Origin of the sequence: Devosia sp., from assembly GCF_036676215.1 — a bacterium.
GTDB lineage: Bacteria > Pseudomonadota > Alphaproteobacteria > Rhizobiales > Devosiaceae > Devosia.
Genome location: NZ_JAKFDJ010000205.1, coordinates 1 through 16,484 on the forward strand (window position 1 = coordinate 1; position 16,484 = coordinate 16,484).

Sequence of the window (16,484 nt, forward strand, 5' to 3'; positions counted from 1 at the left end):
ACGACGTACGTTTGATCGCATCGTACGGCGTACGAGTCAACCGCTCAGGGTCGACACTTGTCGCATTGCCGGTCAAAGGTGACGTTCTGACAGCGAGGAACACGGATGGCAGCCAAGCGTAGCGGTGCCCAGGGCAAACGGCCTCAACGGGCGAGTGTGTCACTTCAGTCCGCGGAACCACCTCTCTCTCTGGAACGCATTGTGGCGACCGCGGTAGACCTGCTGGACGCCCAAGGAGTCGACGGATTGACGATGCGTCGGCTGGCCGATCGCCTCGGCTCGGGCGCTATGAGCCTATATTGGCACGTCGACAACAAAGAGGAGGTCTTTGATCTGGCGCTGGACTCGGTGCTGGCATATCGCGGACCGCAGCAATTAGTTGAGACTCAAGACTGGCGCGGGGAGGTCGTTCATATGCTCGAAGACTGGCGCGCCATCATGCTGCGCCATCCTTGGTCGGCATCGCTGTTGCCGCGCCGGGCGCTCGGCCCGAGCATCCTCGGCCGCCTGGAACTGCTGAGCAAGACCTTGTCCAGAGCCGGTGTTGCGGACGCAGATCTGAACGTCGCGCTATGGTCGCTCTGGAACTATGTGATGGGCGCCACCATCACCCGGGCGAGCTTCGACGTCTCGGACGACGACAGGGCCGCCGCGCAGCAGCGCCTTACGCGTCTCAGCGAACGCTACCCGACAATCGAACGCTCTCGTCTGCTGCTGGATAGCGATTGGGATGGTGCTTTCCGGAAAGGCCTTGGCTTCCTGCTTGATGGCGTCGCTCCCAAGCAATGAGCATTCGTCATTTCATGGACGAGAGGGCACCGGATTGCCTCGACTTTCACGCTTGTGCCGTGGGTATCTCGAGGCCCGCGATCCGTGCAAGATCACGCCGGGCCCGTAAATCTCCCAATAGACATCCGCGCCGGGGTTACCGATCCATTCGCCACGGGACCGGTGCGGCGGACTCCCGTCCGGCAGATTGCCGGACGTTTTTCTGAAGATCAATTTCGCAGCGTTTGCGGCGCCGCGGATACTTTCATTTTATTAGGCCAGGCCGCGCGGGCGCACACCGCGCGTGGGATGCCGGCGTTGCGCCGGCGATTATGGGATATCGCGATGACCTCCGAACCGGTGCGTGATGTGTTCGATGCCGGGGGCCGCGGGCTGCAGCATCACGGGCTGCGCCGCGCCAATGAGCGTGCCGTGCTGACCGTGATCGCCTTCAATGCCGGCGTATCCAATGCCGACATCGCTCGTCTTTCTGGGCTGGCGCCGCAAACGGTCTCGGCCATTTTGACTGATCTCGAGCAGGCCGGCCTGACGGCCAAGGGCGAGGTGCTGCGGGGGCGGCGCGGTCAGCCCGCCACCCCGATCTTCCTGCGGGCCGACGGCGCCTTTGCCATCGGCGTCGAAATCGGCTGGCGTCATGTCGAAGTGGTGCTGGTGGACCTGCATGCGCAGGTGCTGGAGCGCCAGCATCGGGATCATGTCTTCCCAGACGCCAGCACCCTGCCGGCCGATATCGCCACCATGATCGGCGCCATGCTGGCGCCCCTGCCTGACGCGCAGCGTGCTCGGTTGCGCGATATCGGTGTGGCCATGCCCACCAATATTGCCGGTAATCTGCACCTGGTGGACGCCCCGGAGACGCAGCGTATCCTGTGGGACAAGCTGGATGTCGCGGACGAGCTGGCGCGTCTGACCGGACTGGCGGTGACGCTGAGCAATGATGGCAATGCCGCCTGCTGGGCCGAGCTGATCGCCTCCCCCCGGCCGCGGCCCGCCGACTTCATCTATTTCCTGATCTCCCGCTATATCGCGGCCGGCATCGTGGGGCAGGGCACCCTGTGGGAAGGGCCGAGCGGCAATTCGGCCAATCTTGGATCCATGCTGGTGAGCGACGGCGACGGGCGTCTGCAGGCGGCCCATTTCGTCGCTTCGCTAACCGCTCTCGAGCAGCGCCTTACGGCGGCCGGCTTTGCTGTCGATGCCACACAGATCGATCGCTGGGACTGGGCCGGCTTCGGCGATGTGCTCGATCAATGGATCGCCGACAGCGCCAAGGCCCTCGCCAGAGTGGTGTTCAACACCACGACGGTGATCGAAAGCGGGCTGGTGGTGCTCGATGGCGTGTTACCGGCGCCGATCATTGCGCGGTTGGTGACGCAGCTGGAAGCCGAATTGCAGCGCCTGCCCATTGCCCCCTATGTGCCACCCCAGGTGCTGCCGGGCCATCTTGGCGCGCTGGCGCCGGCCATGGGCGCCGCCCAGCTAACGCTTTACCGGCGCCACTTCTCACGCACGCTGGCGGACCTGGCCGGTTGATGCGGCGCTATCAAGGCTGTCGCGCAAGTGCCCGCTTGGCGTGAACACCACCGTGTGCCGGGGCAGGATGCGATGCTCGGTGCCGGTGCGCGGATTGCGTCCCAGCCGCTCGGCCCGCGAGCGGACCTGAAGCGAACCGAACGAGGTGAGCTTGACGGTTTCGGCCTGCATCAGGGCCGCGCCGAGCATCGCGAACATCGCGTCGCAGACGGCAGCCGCATCGGCCTTGCTGACGCCGGCACGGCGCGCGGCAACTTCGCTGAGCATGGCTCGCGTGATTGTTTTGTTCAAAGCTATGTCCCCCAGCTCTTAAATTCATAGGTGGAAGTTAAGCTCCTGTCGAGTCGGGCGCAGACCTGATGAAAGCTGAACCTTTCGATCAAGTTAAGTTGACATATTTTAGAATGGTTATAAGCTGGTGACCGTTCTATGAAGCAGCAATGCATAGCTTCGAGGGCGCCTAGCCCTCCCGTTTCGCCCAAGAGAGGTCCGCAGTGAGACTGACGCGTCAATCCAACTATGCGATCCGTACCCTGGTCTACTGTGCCGTCAACGAGCCAGGGCTGAGCCGGGTCGCCGATATCGCCCGGGCCTACAATATCTCCGAGTTGTTCCTGTTCAAGCTGATCAAACCACTGGTCGAAAATGGCCTGCTGGCCACCGTGCGCGGCCGCCACGGCGGCATAAAGCTGGGCAAGAAGGCCGAGGACATCACCCTGCTCGACACCATAAAGCTGACCGAAGAGAGCTTTGCCATGGCCGAGTGCTTCGAGGATGGCGCCGATTGCCCGCTGATCGGGGAATGCGATCTCAATGGCGCGCTGCGCGAGGCGCTGGGCGCCTTCTTCGACGTTCTGGCCAGCTACACCATTGCCGACCTCGCCAGCAAGAAGCGCTCCATCCGCGACCGCCTCGGCCTCAGCACACTCGAAGCGGTTATGGAACCTGCCCACTAGCCTTCCTACGTCTCCCCAAAGGAAGGTTATTATGAGTTTGACACTCATAATATCTTATGGTTTTCTCCCGTCACTGCAGAGCGCGGTCCGGCTGACAGCGCTGCGCCGAGACGACGGGGCTTGCTGCTTCCGTCTCCCCGGGCAGGTCAGGGTCCTCAACGCCCTGACCTGCCTTTTCTTTGTCCGCTAGCTATGCTCTACCGCGCCCATGGCCGCAGCACCCCTTCTTTCGCTCCAGAATATCCGTTTGACCTTTGGCGGCACCACGCTGCTGGAGGGCGCCGAGCTTATCGTTTCACCTGGCCAGCGCATCGCGCTGGTGGGTCGCAACGGCTCTGGCAAATCGACCCTGCTCAAGATCGCCGCAGGCGACGTGACCCATGACAGCGGCGTCCGCTTCGTCGAGCCCAGCGCTACCTTGCGCTACCTGCCGCAGGAGCCTGATCTCTCCGCCTATGCCACGACGCTGGACTATGTCGAAGCGGGGCTAGGACCGGGCGACGATGAATATCGTGCGCAATATCTGCTGAGCTCGCTGGGCCTGACCGGCGCCGAAAACCCGAAGAACCTGTCGGGCGGCGAAGGCCGTCGCGCTGCGTTGGCACGGGTGCTGGCGCCAAAACCCGATATATTGCTACTCGACGAACCCACCAACCATCTCGATTTGCCGGCCATCGAATGGCTGCAGGCCGAACTCGATTCGCTGCGCTCGGCCATGGTCCTGATCAGCCACGACCGCCGTTTCCTCTCCGACCTGACGCGGGCCACCGTCTGGCTCGACCGCGGCGTTACCCGCCGGCTCGACAAGGGCTTTTCCGCTTTCGAAGCCTGGCGCGACGATGTGCTGGAAGAAGAAGAGCGCGACCGCCACAAGCTCGACCGCCAGATCGTGCGTGAGGAACATTGGCTGCGCTATGGCGTCACCGCGCGTCGCAAGCGTAATGTGGGGCGGCTCGAACGGTTGTCCGGGCTGCGGCAGGACCGGCGCGAACAGCGGCGGGTCACCGGTTCGGTCAATATGCAGGTTTCCGAGGGCCGCACCTCCGGCGCCCTGGTGGTGGAAGCCGAGAACATATCCAAGAGCTATGGCGACCGCACCGTGGTGGGCGAGTTCTCGACCCGAGTGCTGCGCGGCGATCGCATCGGCATTGTCGGCCCCAATGGCGCGGGCAAGACCACGCTGATCAAGATGCTGACCGGCCTGCTGCAACCCGACGCCGGCACCATCAAGCTCGGCTCGGCGCTCGAACTGGCCATGCTCGACCAGGGTCGCGCCAAGCTCGATCCCGATACCAGGCTCAAGGATGCGCTGACCGGAGGCGGATCGGATACGCTCCAGATTAACGGCCAGCCCAAGCACGTCGTGGGCTATATGAAGGACTTCCTGTTCAGCCCCGAACAGGCCAATACCCCGATCGGCAAGCTCTCGGGCGGCGAGCGCGCCCGCGTGGCGCTGGCGCGCGCATTGTCATTGCCGTCAAACTTCCTGGTGCTGGATGAGCCGACCAACGATCTCGATCTCGAAACCCTCGACCTGCTCGAAGAGATGGTGAGCGACTATGCCGGCACGGCGATAGTGGTCAGCCATGACCGTGATTTCCTCGATCGCGTGGCCACCTCGGTGATCATTGCAGAGGGCGAGGGGGAGTGGATCGAATATGCCGGCGGCTATTCCGACATGGTGATCCAGCGTGGTGAAGGTGTCACGGCGCGGGGAAGCGCCAAGGCGCATCGGGCCGGCAAGACCAGCCTCGCGCAGACCGCAGCCGCTCCGACTGCCAACACCAAGCGCAAGCTCAGCTTCAAGGAAAAGCACGCGCTCGAAACACTGCCCAAGGAGCTTGAGCGGATCGAGGCCGAGATCAAGGCGATCAACGCCGCGCTGACGGCGCCCGATTTCTATACGCGCGACCCGGCTGGCTTTGCCGCCCAGTCGAAAGCGCTGATCGAGGCCGAAGCCAAGCGGGCCGCCGCCGAGGAGCAGTGGATGGAACTCGAGCTGCTGCGGGAAGAACTGGAAGGCTAGGGCCCTCTGGCCCGTCAGGCCTCCCAGTCGAACTTCGGCCTTGCCAGATAGTGTAGCTCTTCGGGCGCTTCGCCGCTGATGCGGCGAAGCAGGAGCGCGCCCATCCGGCGGCCGGCGTCGACGAAATCCTCGAATACCGTTTCGGCGCCGGGCTGGAACTGGGCAAACATTTCCGACGATTGCTTGGACACGACGTGAACGGTCTGGCCGACGACCTTGCCGCTGTCATTCAACGCGCCGATCACCGCCAGGGCGGAGACTTCCGAGGCACAAACCCAGCCATCGGGCCCGTCGGGACGCTTGGTGCGCTTCATCACATAGGTGCGGATCGCATCGGTGGCGCTGCCCAGATTGACGTCTGCGGCGAACTCGTACTCGATGCCGGCCTCCTTGGCGGCGCGGATCATGCCGGTCTTGAGGTGGTCGGTATAGGTCAGCGCGCTGTCGGGCAGGATGATCGAGACTTTTCGGCAGCCCTTGCTGACCAGCCGCATCGTTGCACCAAAGGCATAGGCTTCATTGTCGAAATCGACCGAAGGATAAGCCTCCGGCCAGTTGGTGCGGCCATGGCTGACAAAGGGAAAGTCATTGTCGATGAGAAAGCGGATTCGCTCGTCGAAGCTTTCCGCCTTGGAGAAGATGACGCCATCGGCCATGCGGTTGCGCACGATATGTCTGATCGGCTCAAGCGGCTGCACATTGCGGAACAGGGGCGTGATGACGATGTGGTAGGCTGTGTCGCGCACCGCTTCGCTCAACCCGGTGACGATAGCAGACCCGAAGCCATAGATCTGTTCGTCCGGCTCCAGCACCAAGGCGATGACATTGGTGCGGCCGGTCTTGAGGCGAAGCGCCGCCCGGTCGGGCAGATAGCCGATCTCCGCGGCGATCTTCTGCACCCGGTCGCGCGTATCCTGCGCCAGTTCGGGCGCATTGTTGAGGGCGCGGGAAATGGTGGTTACGGCAAAACCGGTCATCTGCGCGATGGTCTTGAGCGTCGGCTTGCCGGATGGCTTGACGCCGCGCTTGCCTTTGCTGGCAGCCGGCACGTCGTCTTCGGACAATTTATCTACCCCTCGGACCCGCCCTTCGGCGGGCGGTGACGCTTGTTGAGCAGGGACAACACCAGATTGTCCTGTCCACTTCAAGCGTCCCATTCCACCGGCGGTCGATGAGGTGCGTACGTCAAATATGACGTAAAAAATCATGTTTTGAATTACGACCAATGTCGAGCAGTCTTTTTCGAGATTTCTGCATTCTCTGGTGGCTGGCGCTCTAGCAATTGCGCCAAAACGCTCCTATCTTGCCGTCACTGCATCGGCACATGCCGATGTTTGCCGTTCAACCAGCGGGAAAGGAATGAAGATGACCACATCGAATACCTTCACCATCCATGCAGGTTGCTCGTACGTACGCACCGGCCTCCACGCCAAACGCTGGCAAGGGATCTGTCGCTCGAAACGAATGTGACCTCCGTCACGCCTTCGTCTCACTCTTTCGATAGAACCCCAGCGTTGCCGGCCAGGATGGTGCAAGCCCACTAGCTCACCTCAATATTGGTCTGTGCAATGCGCAAGTGGAGAATCCACCCATGCAGGAAAGCAGTCTCGACCGGGCCAAGGCCCACAAGCCCATCGTCATAGAAGTCGGCGGCGAACCGCTCGGCGTCGTGGTGCCGCACGCCGACGGATATCGCTTCCTTGCCGTCAAGCTGCCGGCCTTTGCCATCGACGGCCAGCACTTCGAAACGGTTGAAAAGGCGCACTTCGCCGTGTCCCAGGCCGTTCGCAACGGCAGCCCCGACGTCGCATAAAAAAGGCGAGGCCATGGCCTCGCCTTTGTTTCCCCAAATAGCGCCGAGCGCCTCAGTCGTCATTGGTGGCGTTGAGTTCCTGCGGGTGCTTGCCTTCGCTGGCGGGTGGCACCGGGTCCAGCGCTATGTCGATGGCCTCTGCCAGGGCCTCGATATCGACCCGGATCGCGCCCACGCCGGCTTGCCGTTGCAGTTCCGCCGCTATGGCTGTGGCGATGGCCTGGCGGCGAATACCATCCTCGCTATCCATTGCCATCAATGGATACTCCCTGCTCGTCGATCCGCACCTCCACGCCGGGGCGCGCCTGCTGCTGCTGGTACGAATAAATGCCAAAGCCGACGATCACGATCAGCAGGACGGCGATCACGGCATATAATCCATTGCGGCTCATAGAAAACTCCTGACGCTTGCATCTAATGCAACGCACCAAGACGAGACTGGTTCACCTCGACTCTTATTCCTGTGCGGCGATGGCGCGCAGCGCCATGACGAAGGCGGTGACGCTGATGGCCAGCGGGCCGGAATTGTCGATGATGATCGGGGTTATGCCAGCGGGGACCGGGGCGCCTTCGCGTGCCAGGCGCGCCGTGATCTGGTCGGCATTTTCGCGCCCGCGGCGCACCAGCCGCTCGGCGCGCCGGGAAATCTCGGCCGTGATCAACGCCACGGCGCAGGCGGGGTACTTGGCGCGCGCCTCGGCCACCACATGGCGCGAGACATTGGCCACCACCACCTTGCCCAGCGCCAGATCGGTGTCGACGCTGAGGGGCAGGGCGTAGCGCAGATTATGCGCGTCCCAGGAGAGGGCGAAACGGCCAGCTGCCTCCATCTGCCGGAAGGTCTCGGCATCAAGACTGTCATGCTCCTCACCACCGGCATCGGGGGGGCGCGTCACGAGGCGCCGGACAAAGACGAAGCGCTTGTCGTTTTCCAGCGCATGACGCGCGCCGCCGATCAGCGTGTCCTTGCCGACCCCCGAGGGGCCTACGACCAGGACAAGTGAACCGAGCGATCGCACCATGCCGTCAGCTTACCCTGTTGCCTTGCCGCCAGACACCCCGCACGACCGGCATGCCGCCGATCATCTGTACGCGCACCAGATCAGCCCGCTTGCCGATAGCGATCTCGCCGCGATCATCGAGCCCGGCAGCGCGGGCCGGGTTGCGCGTCACGGTCGCCAGGGCCTGGGGCAGTGAGAGGCCATCGACCCGCTCCGGCAGCATGAAAGCGGCCTGCAACAGGGCAAATGGCACGTAATCCGAGCTCAATATGTCCAATAGTCCCGCCCGCACCAGATCCGTTGCCGAGATATTGCCTGAATGCGAGCGTCCGCGCACCACATTCGGCGCCCCCATCAGGATTGCGAGTCCCGCATCATGGGCAGCGGCGGCGGCTTCGAGCGTGGTCGGGAATTCGGCTATGGCGACGCCGTCCAGCACCGCCTCTTCCACATGTGCCAGGGTGGCATCGTCATGGCTCGCCATAGCCAGGCCCATGGCGCGCGCCCGGTCCACCAGATGCCGGCGGTTAGGGGCTGCATAGCGCTCATGCTGTGCCAATGCCGCGGCCAGGTAGCGCTCGACCTCTTCCTCGGTCACCCCGAGCTGCTTCTTGTAGAACAGCTTGTAGGTTTCCATTGAGGTGAACTGGCGCTGCCCGGGCGTATGGTCCATCAGCGAGACGAGCCGGGTGGTAGGGTGCTCTGCGAAGCTCTCGAAATGCTCGATGACATCAGCACTGGGCAGCTCGCAGCGCAGATGGATGAGATGGTCGGCCCTCAGCCAGTCTTTGGCGCGCGCATCACGCACCGCATCGACCAGCCGGCCGGCATGCTGGAGCATCTCGGGCATGTCCAGGTCCGAGCCGATGCGCACCGCATCGAACACGGTGGTGATGCCCGAACCGGCGATCTGCACATCATGGGCATGCAGCGATGCCATCGCATCCCAGAACACGCCCGGTCGCGGGCGGTAATGGTTTTCGAGGTGATCGGTGTGCAGCTCGACCAGGCCCGGGATGAGATAGTCGCCATCCAGGTCCTCGCCGGCCTGGGCCGGTCCGGTCTCGATGGCGGCGATGATCCCGTCGCGCACAGCAACACTGCCTTCGATCATTTCCCCCGCCAGCACGACGCGGGCATTGTGAAAGTTCGTCACGCCCATCAAACGCCCGCTCCTAGCTTGAAATCGGCCACCCGGCGGAACGGCTTGCCAGCGTCCGGCTCATGAAACAGGCTCAAGCGGTCGAGCAGCACCTCGTCCTCTAGCACCGGTCCGAACCAGGTGGTCGCGGCCTGGGCGATTTCCACCGCATCACCGGCGGTGAGCCGGTCGGTCAGCGTCATGTGGAAGCGGAACTCCTCGAACACGTAGGGGTAGCCATATGCGCCGAGCAGTTCGGTTTGCCGCTCGCTGAGACCCTTGCCAGCGCGGGCGGCGCGGTCCTTGGTCGACATTGGCGCGCGAAAGGGATCGAAGTCTTCCACCACATATGCGGCGAAATCGGCCAGCGCCTCGTTCTCGCCGTCGACCATCAGGGCGAGGAACCCCTGCAGGGAGGCGAGCTTGAGCTTGCCCAGGTTGATGGGCCGGTGCCGCGTGGCGAAATCGGCCAGCGCGGCGTGCAGGTCGGCCTCGCTGCAGCCCTCGGCCAGCGCCATCGGCGCCTTGAGCGTGGCGTGGAATCCGTAGCGATTGGCGGACTGGGTGAGGTTGAGCAGGCGGTCCCGGTCAATGCCGGCAACCGGACCATTGACGAGATCGCCATCGCTGGCGTCGCGCCCAAGCCAGGTGGCGGCCCGCTCCCACAGATTGCTGGTGGCGGACGGGGCAAAATAGATCGCGAATCGTTCTGTCATGAAAACTCCTCACCCCTGCCGCTATGCGTACTCTATGTCTGTGGTTTGACACCTGTGCACGCAGCCCCATGCTGGCTACCCTTGCCCGCAGCGAATCGCAAGCCGAGAGAAACAATGGATCGCGCCCTGCTTGAACAGATGTTTCACCGCGCCGTGGCGCAGGCGCAACCCGCACTTGGTGTCCGTCTGCATCTGCCGCAGCGGCCTGCGGGCCGCACGGTGGTTATTGGGGCCGGCAAGGCTTCGGCCCAGATGGCGCGGACGTTTGAAGAGGCCTGGGACGGCCCGCTCACAGGGTTGGTGGTGACCCGCTACGGCTATGCCGAGGCCTGCAAGCGCATCGAAATCGTCGAGGCGGCCCATCCGGTGCCCGACGAGGCAGGCTTCCTCGCGGCGCGGCGCATCATGGAGACGGTGTCGGGGCTGAGCCCGGACGATCTGGTGGTGGCACTGATTTCGGGCGGCGGTTCGTCCCTGCTGCCGGCGCCCGCGCCGGGCCTGACGCTCGACGACGAACAGGCGATCAATCGCTCGCTACTGGCCTCGGGCGCGCCGATTTCGGTGATGAACCTCATCCGCAACCAGTTCTCCGTCATCAAGGGTGGGCGTCTGGCGGCCCATTGCGCTCCAGCGCGCGTGGCGACCCTGGTGGTATCCGACGTCCCCGGCGACGATCCGGCGGTAGTGGCTTCAGGCCCCACTATTCCCATGGCTGGCACGCGCGAGCTGGCGCGCAAATATGCCAATCTCTATCGGATCGACCTGCCGCCCCATGCCCATGCCCTGCTAACGGGCGACGACAATCTGGCGCCGTTGCCGGGCGATCCGGTTTTTGCCCGCAACAGCGTGCGCACCATTGCCTCGGCGGCATTGTCGCTGGATGCCGCAGCGGAGCTGGCGCGCCGACAGGGAATCGAGGCGGCAATCCTGTCCGATTCCATCGAAGGGGAATCGCGCGACGTCGCGCAGGTGCTGGCGGCCATGGCCCGCGAGGTGTCGCAGCGCAACCGTCCCTTCAAGAAACCGGTTGTGCTGCTTTCGGGCGGCGAAACCACGGTGACCCTGCGCGGCCGCGGCAGGGGTGGCCGCAATGCCGAATTCCTCTTGGCGCTGGCTATCGCCATCGACGGTGTCGATGGCATCAGTGCGCTGGCGGCCGATACCGATGGGATAGACGGCTCCGAGGACAATGCCGGCGCCTTTGTCGACGGCGGCACGGCAACGCGTTTGCGCAAGGCGGGCATCGATCCGCTGGCGGCACTGGCGGCCAACGACGCCTGGGGTGCCTTCAACGCCATAGGCGACCTGCTGGTGACCGGGCCTACCGGCACCAATGTGAATGACTTCCGGGCCATCGTAATCCGCTAGTGCGTTTATGCGTGGCGCGAGACGCGATAGGCTGACACCAACGACCTCGATCCGGGGATGGGAATGGCAAAGGCAGTGGGCATTGGCGGCGTCTTCTTCCGCGCTCGAGACACCAAGATACTCGAGGCCTGGTATGAGACGCATCTCGGCATCAGCGGCTTCTGGAACCAGGAAGCAGGCCCCACCGTCTTTGCGCCATTCAAGGGCGATACCGACTATTTTCCCGCCGACCGGCAGACCATGCTCAACTTCCGTGTCGATGACCTCGATGGTCTGATTGCCCAATTGACCGCGGCGGGCATTGCGGTCGAAACACGGCCCGAGGAATGGGACACCGCTGAAACGGGTCGCTTCGGACGGATTATCGATCCGGAAGGCAACCACATCGAATTGTGGCAGCCGCCCTCCGCCTGAAAACAAAAAATCATACAATTCGACGCCCGGCCCCCTTGGCAGGGGTGGGGTGGCTCTGTTCTATACGCGGCACTTTCAGGGAGAGCCGCCTCATGGCCAAACGCAGGATCGCCGTCATTGGCGTCGGCAAGATCGCACAGGACCAGCACCTGCCGGTGATCGACGCATCCCACGATTTCGAACTGGCAGCGACCGTGTCGATGCGTGGGCTGAGCCACGATGGCCTGCCGGTGTTCAAGACACCCGCCGAGCTCTATGCGGCCTTGCCCGACATTGGCCTGGTCTCGATCTGCACCCCGCCCGGCATCCGCCATCAATATGTCCGCGAGGCGCTCGATGCCGGCAAGGACGTGATGATGGAAAAGCCCCCCACCACGACGATTTCCGAGCTCGACGACCTGATCGCCCATGCGCGACGGCTCGACCGTGTGCTCTACCAGACCTGGCATTCCCAATATAACGCTGCTGTCGACCGGGCCAAGGCGATCATCGCCGAACAGGGTGTCAAATCGGTCCGTATCGACTGGCGCGAGAGCGTGCGCAAATGGCATCCCGGCCAGGACTGGGTTTGGGAGCCGGGCGGGTTCGGCGTGTGCGACCCGGGCATCAATGCGTTGTCGATCTTCACCAAGGTGATGCCATTCCCGGTATTCGTCGAAAGCGCCAGGCTCACCTTTCCGGCCAATAGGCAGACGCCGATCGATGTCGAGATCGCCTTCAAGTCGGGCCAGTTGCATCAGCCCAAAATGTCGGCCGGCTTCAACTGGCTGGAAGAGAGCGGCGAGATCTGGACCATCCGCTTCGAGACCGGCACCGGCGATGTGCTCAAGCTGGAAGGCGGCGGGCGGCGGCTATTGGTCAACGACCAACTGGTGCTCGAGCATGGCGATGCTGAGTATGCCGCCATGTATGATCATTTCGCCGATCTGCTCGACCGCCACGAAAGCGACGTGGACGCCACCCCGCTGCGGCTGATGAGCGACGTCTTCCTGATGGGCGCGCGCGAAAACGGGCCTGACTTCGAATGGTAGGCTGAGCGGCCTACTTCCCCGCATCGGTCAGCGTCTGCAAGTCCTCCTCGCTCAGCTTCAGCCGCACGCCCTTGGCGAGGCTCTTGAGCTGGTCCACCGAGGTGGCCGAGGCGATGGGCGCGGCGACACCCGGCTGCGCGACGAGCCAGGCAAGGGACACTTCGGCCGGCGTCGCGTCATTGGCCTTGCCGACACGATCCAGCGCATCGAGGATGCGGAAGCCCTTGTCGTTGAGATAGCGCTCCATCCGCGCGCCGCGCGGGCTCTTGCTGAAGTCACTCGTCGAGCGGTATTTGCCGGTCAGGAAGCCGGCGGCGAGGCTGAAATAGGGGATGATGCCGATGTCTTCCTTGATCGCCAGATCCTGCAACTCGCCCTCGAAAGCCGAGCGGTCATAGAGATTGTATTCAGGCTGCTCGGTCTCGTAGCGCGGCAGCGATTTGATCACGGCCGTCTCATGCGCGTCGCGGATCATCTGCGGCGTGAAATTGGACGAGCCGATCACCCGCACCTTGCCTGAGCGGATCAGCATGTCGAACGCCTCGAGGGTTTCCTCATGCGGCGTTTCCGGGTCCGGCCGGTGGCTCTGGTAGAGGTCGATATAGTCGGTCTGCAGGCGCCTGAGGGAATCCTCGACCGCCAGCTTCACATAGGCGGCCTTGAGCCCCTTCTTGTCCGGCGCCATGTCCGAGCCGAGTTTGGTGAAGATGTACATGGCCTCGCGGTTGCCGCGCGCCTTGAGCCATTCCCCGATCAGGGTCTCCGACTTGCCCTTGCCATAGACGTCAGCGGTATCGATGGCGGTGAAGCCCTCATCCACGAAGGCGTCGAGCACGGCAAATCCGACCTCCCTGTCCACCGTCCAACCGAAGACATTGCCCCCGAACACCAGGGGTTCAATGACCAGTTCACTGCGTCCGAGCGGGCGGCGATCCATGATGCTTCTCCAGTTAGATGTGCGGGCTAAACGCCTGCCTCACCATTCGGTTCGTTTGGCGCTGGCACGCGCGGCGCGCAGAAGGCCAGTGCGCTGGTCACGGCGTGAAGCGAGCCAGTCAGGTCGATATAGGCAAAGCTGCCCGCACGATCATCTGCATGACGCAGATAGATGAATGTGCCCTGGGCGATACGCTCCAGCAGCCAATCGGCGTCTTCCAAGAACTGACCGCCATAGGGCGCGCTGGAGGGCTCGGCCAGGAAGCTGGCATTCTCGCGATCGAGCGTCATCTCCCAGGCACCAAGCACATCGGGCCGGCTGGTGTGTATATGTATGCCAGTCGTGAAATCGTCCTCGCAGCGCACGACGAGGCAGGTGAAACTGTCCGGCGTCGTTTCCCGATCGCAGCCCAGCGTGGCGCGGTCGCCTTCGCCCGGCAGTGGCGAATAGTGCCAACCCGCCTGTTGCGCAGCGGCCGGCCCCGCCACCAGGCAGAGCGTCAGGATCAGGGCTTTTTGGGTTCGATCAGGTCCCATTTGTTTCCGTAGAGATCCTCGAATACCGCCACAGAACCATAGGCCTCGTGCCGTGGCGCCTCGAGAAAGCGGATACCCTGCTTCACCATGGCGGCGTGGTCACGCGCAAAACTGGTGGTGTTGAGAAAGAACATGACGCGCCCGCCGCCCTGCTTGCCTATGGCGGCACGCTGGGTCTCGCCGTCGGCCTTGGCCAACAGCAATTGGGCGCCATTCTGTCCCGGCGGCGCCACTAGCACCCAGCGCTTGCCGCCACCCATATCGGTATCGGTGACGAGATTGAATCCGAGGCGGTCGCAGTAAAACGCGATGGCATCATCATAGTCGGAGACCAGGAGCGCGACGGTGGCGAGTGATTGGGTCATGGCACGCATGGATCACCAGCCGGTCGTCCGGGTCAAGCCATCGCGGACGTGCCGAACGGTTCATTTCAAAACCGTCCAATCCTGTGGAAGGCTGTTCTAGCAGTCATCAGATTGACCAAATGGTCAAACTATCCCATTGCGCTCCTTTGGATTCTACGCTTTGTTGGCGCTTAAGCCCCGGTTGGCAAGCCGGGAGCGCATAATATTCGGGAGACAACAATCATGAAATTGATGAAAACGCTGCTGGCGGCAACCGCTATGCTGGCGCTCGCAGCTGGTGCGGCCCAGGCCAAGCAGCTGGTATTTTGCTCTGAAGCTTCGCCTGCCCATTTCGATCCCGGTCCGACCACTGGTGGCAATGATTTCGACGCATCCGCGCACACCATGTATGACGGCCTTGCCGCTTTCGTTCCCGGCAGCACCGACGTGGAACCCGGTCTTGCCGAAAGCTGGGAAGTCTCCGCAGATGGTCTGGAAATCACCTTCAAGCTGCGTGCGGGCGTCAAGTTCCACACCCAGCCTTATTTCACGCCCACGCGTGACTTCAACGCCGACGACGTGATCTTCTCGTTCGAGCGCCAGTACAAGGAAGACAACCCGTTTTTCGCGTATCTGGCCAACCTGACCTGGGACTATTACCAGGGCATGGATATGCCGCGCTACGTCAAGGAGATCGTCAAGGTCGATGACCTGACCGTCAAGTTCGTGCTCAGCGAGCCCAATGCGCCGATGATCGCCAACCTGGCAATGCCGTTCGGCTCGATCGTCTCCAAGGAATATGCCGACCAGCTCGCCGCTGCCGGCACGCCGGAACTGTTGTCCACCCAGCCGATCGGCACCGGTCCGTTCAGCTTCGTCGACTATCAGCTCGACTCGGTTATCCGCTATGCCGCCAACCCTGACTACTTCGGCGGCAAGCCCGCCATCGACGACCTGATCTTCGCCATCACGCCCGACCAGTCGGTGCGGGCGCAGAAGCTGATCGCCGGTGAATGCGACATCATCCCCTATCCGGCTCCGGCCGATGTTCCCATGCTGCAGGCCAATGCGGACCTGACCGTGCTGGAGCAGGAAGGCCTCAATATCGGCTATATGTCCTATAACGTCACTGAGGCGCCGTTCGACAATGTGAAGGTGCGCAAGGCGCTTTCGATGGCCATCGACAAGCAGGCCATCGTGGAAGCCGTTTATCAGGGTGCCGGCCAGGTCGCCAAGAACCTGATCCCGCCCACCATGTGGTCGTATAACAACGAAGTCGCCGACGATACCTATGACGTCGAAGGTGCCAAGGCGCTGCTGGCTGAAGCTGGTGTCACCGAACTGACCACCGACCTCTGGGCCATGCCGGTCAGCCGTCCCTACAATCCCAACGCCCAGCGCGTTGCCGAGATGATCCAGGCCGACTGGGCCGCGGTCGGGGTTACGGCCAATATCGTGACCTATGAATGGACCGAATATCGCGAACGCGGCAAGGCCGAGGGTCGCAAGGGTCCGTTCCAGATCGGCTGGACTGGCGACAATGGTGATCCGGACAACTTCTTTGCCACCCTGTTCTCATGCTCGGCCATTGGCGTTTCCAACTACTCGTTCTGGTGCAACGAGGAATTCGAGGACCTGATCCAGAAGGCCAAGGTGACTGCCGACGCGACCGAGCGGACCGCGCTCTATGAGCAGGCGCAGGTGATCTTCAAGGCTGAAGAACCAGCTCTGACCCTCGCGCATTCTAAGGTCTTCGTGCCGATGAACAAGCGCGTGACGGGCTTCGTCCAGAGCCCCTTGGGTGATCACGTCTTCGACAATGTCGATGTCACTGAATAACTAGACCAGGCGGCGCCGGGCTTTGGTCCGGCGCCTCCGC

Annotated in this window: 19 protein-coding genes; 9 read left to right on the top strand and 10 right to left on the bottom strand. The window is 63.0% G+C overall.

Going from position 1 to position 16,484, the window contains the following annotated elements:
* Positions 1–105: 105 nt before the first annotated feature.
* Positions 106–789, top strand: coding sequence for a TetR/AcrR family transcriptional regulator (locus V6M52_RS16735; RefSeq protein WP_332687770.1), 684 nt, complete (start codon positions 106–108; stop codon positions 787–789).
* Between the two features lie 324 nt (positions 790–1,113).
* Positions 1,114–2,322, top strand: a complete 1,209-nt coding sequence (locus V6M52_RS16740; protein ID WP_332701938.1) for an ROK family transcriptional regulator — start codon at positions 1,114–1,116, stop codon at positions 2,320–2,322.
* Here the strand turns inward: V6M52_RS16740 and V6M52_RS16745 are convergent.
* Positions 2,293–2,613, bottom strand: coding sequence for an HU family DNA-binding protein (locus V6M52_RS16745; protein ID WP_332687772.1), 321 nt, complete (start codon positions 2,611–2,613; stop codon positions 2,293–2,295). The two genes, V6M52_RS16740 and V6M52_RS16745, sit on opposite strands and share 30 nt — an antisense overlap.
* Before the next feature lie 203 nt (positions 2,614–2,816).
* On the opposite strand from V6M52_RS16745, the gene rirA reads away from it, so the two are divergent.
* Together rirA and V6M52_RS16755 are read left to right on the top strand one after the other, a co-directional pair.
* Entirely contained in the window at positions 2,817–3,278 is a 462-nt protein-coding gene (rirA, locus tag V6M52_RS16750; RefSeq protein WP_332687773.1) for an iron-responsive transcriptional regulator RirA, read from the top strand.
* Positions 3,279–3,486: 208 nt separating this feature from the next.
* The gene (locus V6M52_RS16755) at positions 3,487–5,304 is read left to right on the top strand and encodes an ABC-F family ATP-binding cassette domain-containing protein (RefSeq protein ID WP_332687774.1); all 1,818 of its coding nucleotides are present in this window, start codon (positions 3,487–3,489) and stop codon (positions 5,302–5,304) included.
* Between the two features lie 14 nt (positions 5,305–5,318).
* Here the strand turns inward: V6M52_RS16755 and V6M52_RS16760 are convergent, their stop codons facing one another.
* Positions 5,319–6,368: a LacI family transcriptional regulator gene (locus V6M52_RS16760; protein ID WP_332687775.1), complete on the bottom strand. Its 1,050-nt coding sequence runs from the start codon at positions 6,366–6,368 to the stop codon at positions 5,319–5,321.
* Positions 6,369–6,895: 527 nt separating this feature from the next.
* Between V6M52_RS16760 and V6M52_RS16765 the strand changes: the two genes are divergently transcribed.
* Complete coding sequence (locus V6M52_RS16765) at positions 6,896–7,117, top strand: hypothetical protein (protein WP_332701940.1); 222 nt, start codon at positions 6,896–6,898, stop codon at positions 7,115–7,117.
* Between the two features lie 52 nt (positions 7,118–7,169).
* Here the strand turns inward: V6M52_RS16765 and V6M52_RS16770 are convergent, their stop codons facing one another.
* From V6M52_RS16770 to V6M52_RS16790, 5 genes are all read right to left on the bottom strand, one after another.
* Positions 7,170–7,373: a hypothetical protein gene (locus tag V6M52_RS16770; RefSeq protein ID WP_332701942.1), complete on the bottom strand. Its 204-nt coding sequence runs from the start codon at positions 7,371–7,373 to the stop codon at positions 7,170–7,172.
* Entirely contained in the window at positions 7,360–7,509 is a 150-nt protein-coding gene (locus V6M52_RS16775; protein WP_332687778.1) for a hypothetical protein, read from the bottom strand. The genes V6M52_RS16770 and V6M52_RS16775 overlap by 14 nt, the downstream gene beginning before the upstream one ends.
* Before the next feature lie 63 nt (positions 7,510–7,572).
* On the bottom strand, positions 7,573–8,139 hold the full coding sequence (phnN, locus tag V6M52_RS16780; protein WP_332687779.1) for a phosphonate metabolism protein/1,5-bisphosphokinase (PRPP-forming) PhnN: 567 nt from the start codon (positions 8,137–8,139) through the stop codon (positions 7,573–7,575).
* 4 nt (positions 8,140–8,143) lie between these two features.
* Entirely contained in the window at positions 8,144–9,280 is a 1,137-nt protein-coding gene (locus V6M52_RS16785) for an alpha-D-ribose 1-methylphosphonate 5-triphosphate diphosphatase (protein ID WP_332687780.1), read from the bottom strand.
* Positions 9,280–9,975: a DUF1045 domain-containing protein gene (locus tag V6M52_RS16790; RefSeq protein WP_332701944.1), complete on the bottom strand. Its 696-nt coding sequence runs from the start codon at positions 9,973–9,975 to the stop codon at positions 9,280–9,282. The genes V6M52_RS16785 and V6M52_RS16790 overlap by 1 nt, the downstream gene beginning before the upstream one ends.
* 114 nt (positions 9,976–10,089) lie before the next feature.
* Here V6M52_RS16790 and V6M52_RS16795 point away from each other — a divergent pair, with 114 nt between their 5' ends.
* The 3 genes from V6M52_RS16795 (at position 10,090) to V6M52_RS16805 (ending at position 12,788) form a co-directional block, all read left to right on the top strand.
* Positions 10,090–11,343, top strand: coding sequence for a glycerate kinase type-2 family protein (locus tag V6M52_RS16795; RefSeq protein WP_332690503.1), 1,254 nt, complete (start codon positions 10,090–10,092; stop codon positions 11,341–11,343).
* A gap of 63 nt (positions 11,344–11,406) precedes the next feature.
* Positions 11,407–11,757 carry a VOC family protein gene (locus V6M52_RS16800; protein WP_332701946.1) on the top strand — a complete coding sequence of 117 codons (351 nt, stop codon included), beginning with the start codon at positions 11,407–11,409 and terminating at the stop codon, positions 11,755–11,757.
* 92 nt (positions 11,758–11,849) lie between these two features.
* On the top strand, positions 11,850–12,788 hold the full coding sequence (locus tag V6M52_RS16805; protein ID WP_332690497.1) for a Gfo/Idh/MocA family protein: 939 nt from the start codon (positions 11,850–11,852) through the stop codon (positions 12,786–12,788).
* 10 nt (positions 12,789–12,798) lie between these two features.
* Here V6M52_RS16805 and V6M52_RS16810 read toward each other — a convergent pair whose 3' ends face one another.
* Genes V6M52_RS16810 through V6M52_RS16820 form a run of 3 tightly spaced genes read right to left on the bottom strand, consistent with a single transcriptional unit; the run spans position 12,799 to position 14,626 of the window.
* Positions 12,799–13,725 carry an aldo/keto reductase gene (locus V6M52_RS16810; protein ID WP_332701948.1) on the bottom strand — a complete coding sequence of 309 codons (927 nt, stop codon included), beginning with the start codon at positions 13,723–13,725 and terminating at the stop codon, positions 12,799–12,801.
* A 26-nt stretch (positions 13,726–13,751) separates the two neighbouring features.
* Entirely contained in the window at positions 13,752–14,261 is a 510-nt protein-coding gene (locus V6M52_RS16815; protein WP_332690491.1) for a hypothetical protein, read from the bottom strand.
* Complete coding sequence (locus tag V6M52_RS16820) at positions 14,231–14,626, bottom strand: VOC family protein (protein WP_332701950.1); 396 nt, start codon at positions 14,624–14,626, stop codon at positions 14,231–14,233. Before V6M52_RS16820 ends, V6M52_RS16815 begins: the two co-directional genes overlap by 31 nt.
* Positions 14,627–14,848: 222 nt before the next feature.
* Here V6M52_RS16820 and V6M52_RS16825 point away from each other — a divergent pair, with 222 nt between their 5' ends.
* Positions 14,849–16,444: an ABC transporter substrate-binding protein gene (locus V6M52_RS16825; RefSeq protein WP_332690485.1), complete on the top strand. Its 1,596-nt coding sequence runs from the start codon at positions 14,849–14,851 to the stop codon at positions 16,442–16,444.
* Positions 16,445–16,484 lie beyond the last annotated feature (40 nt).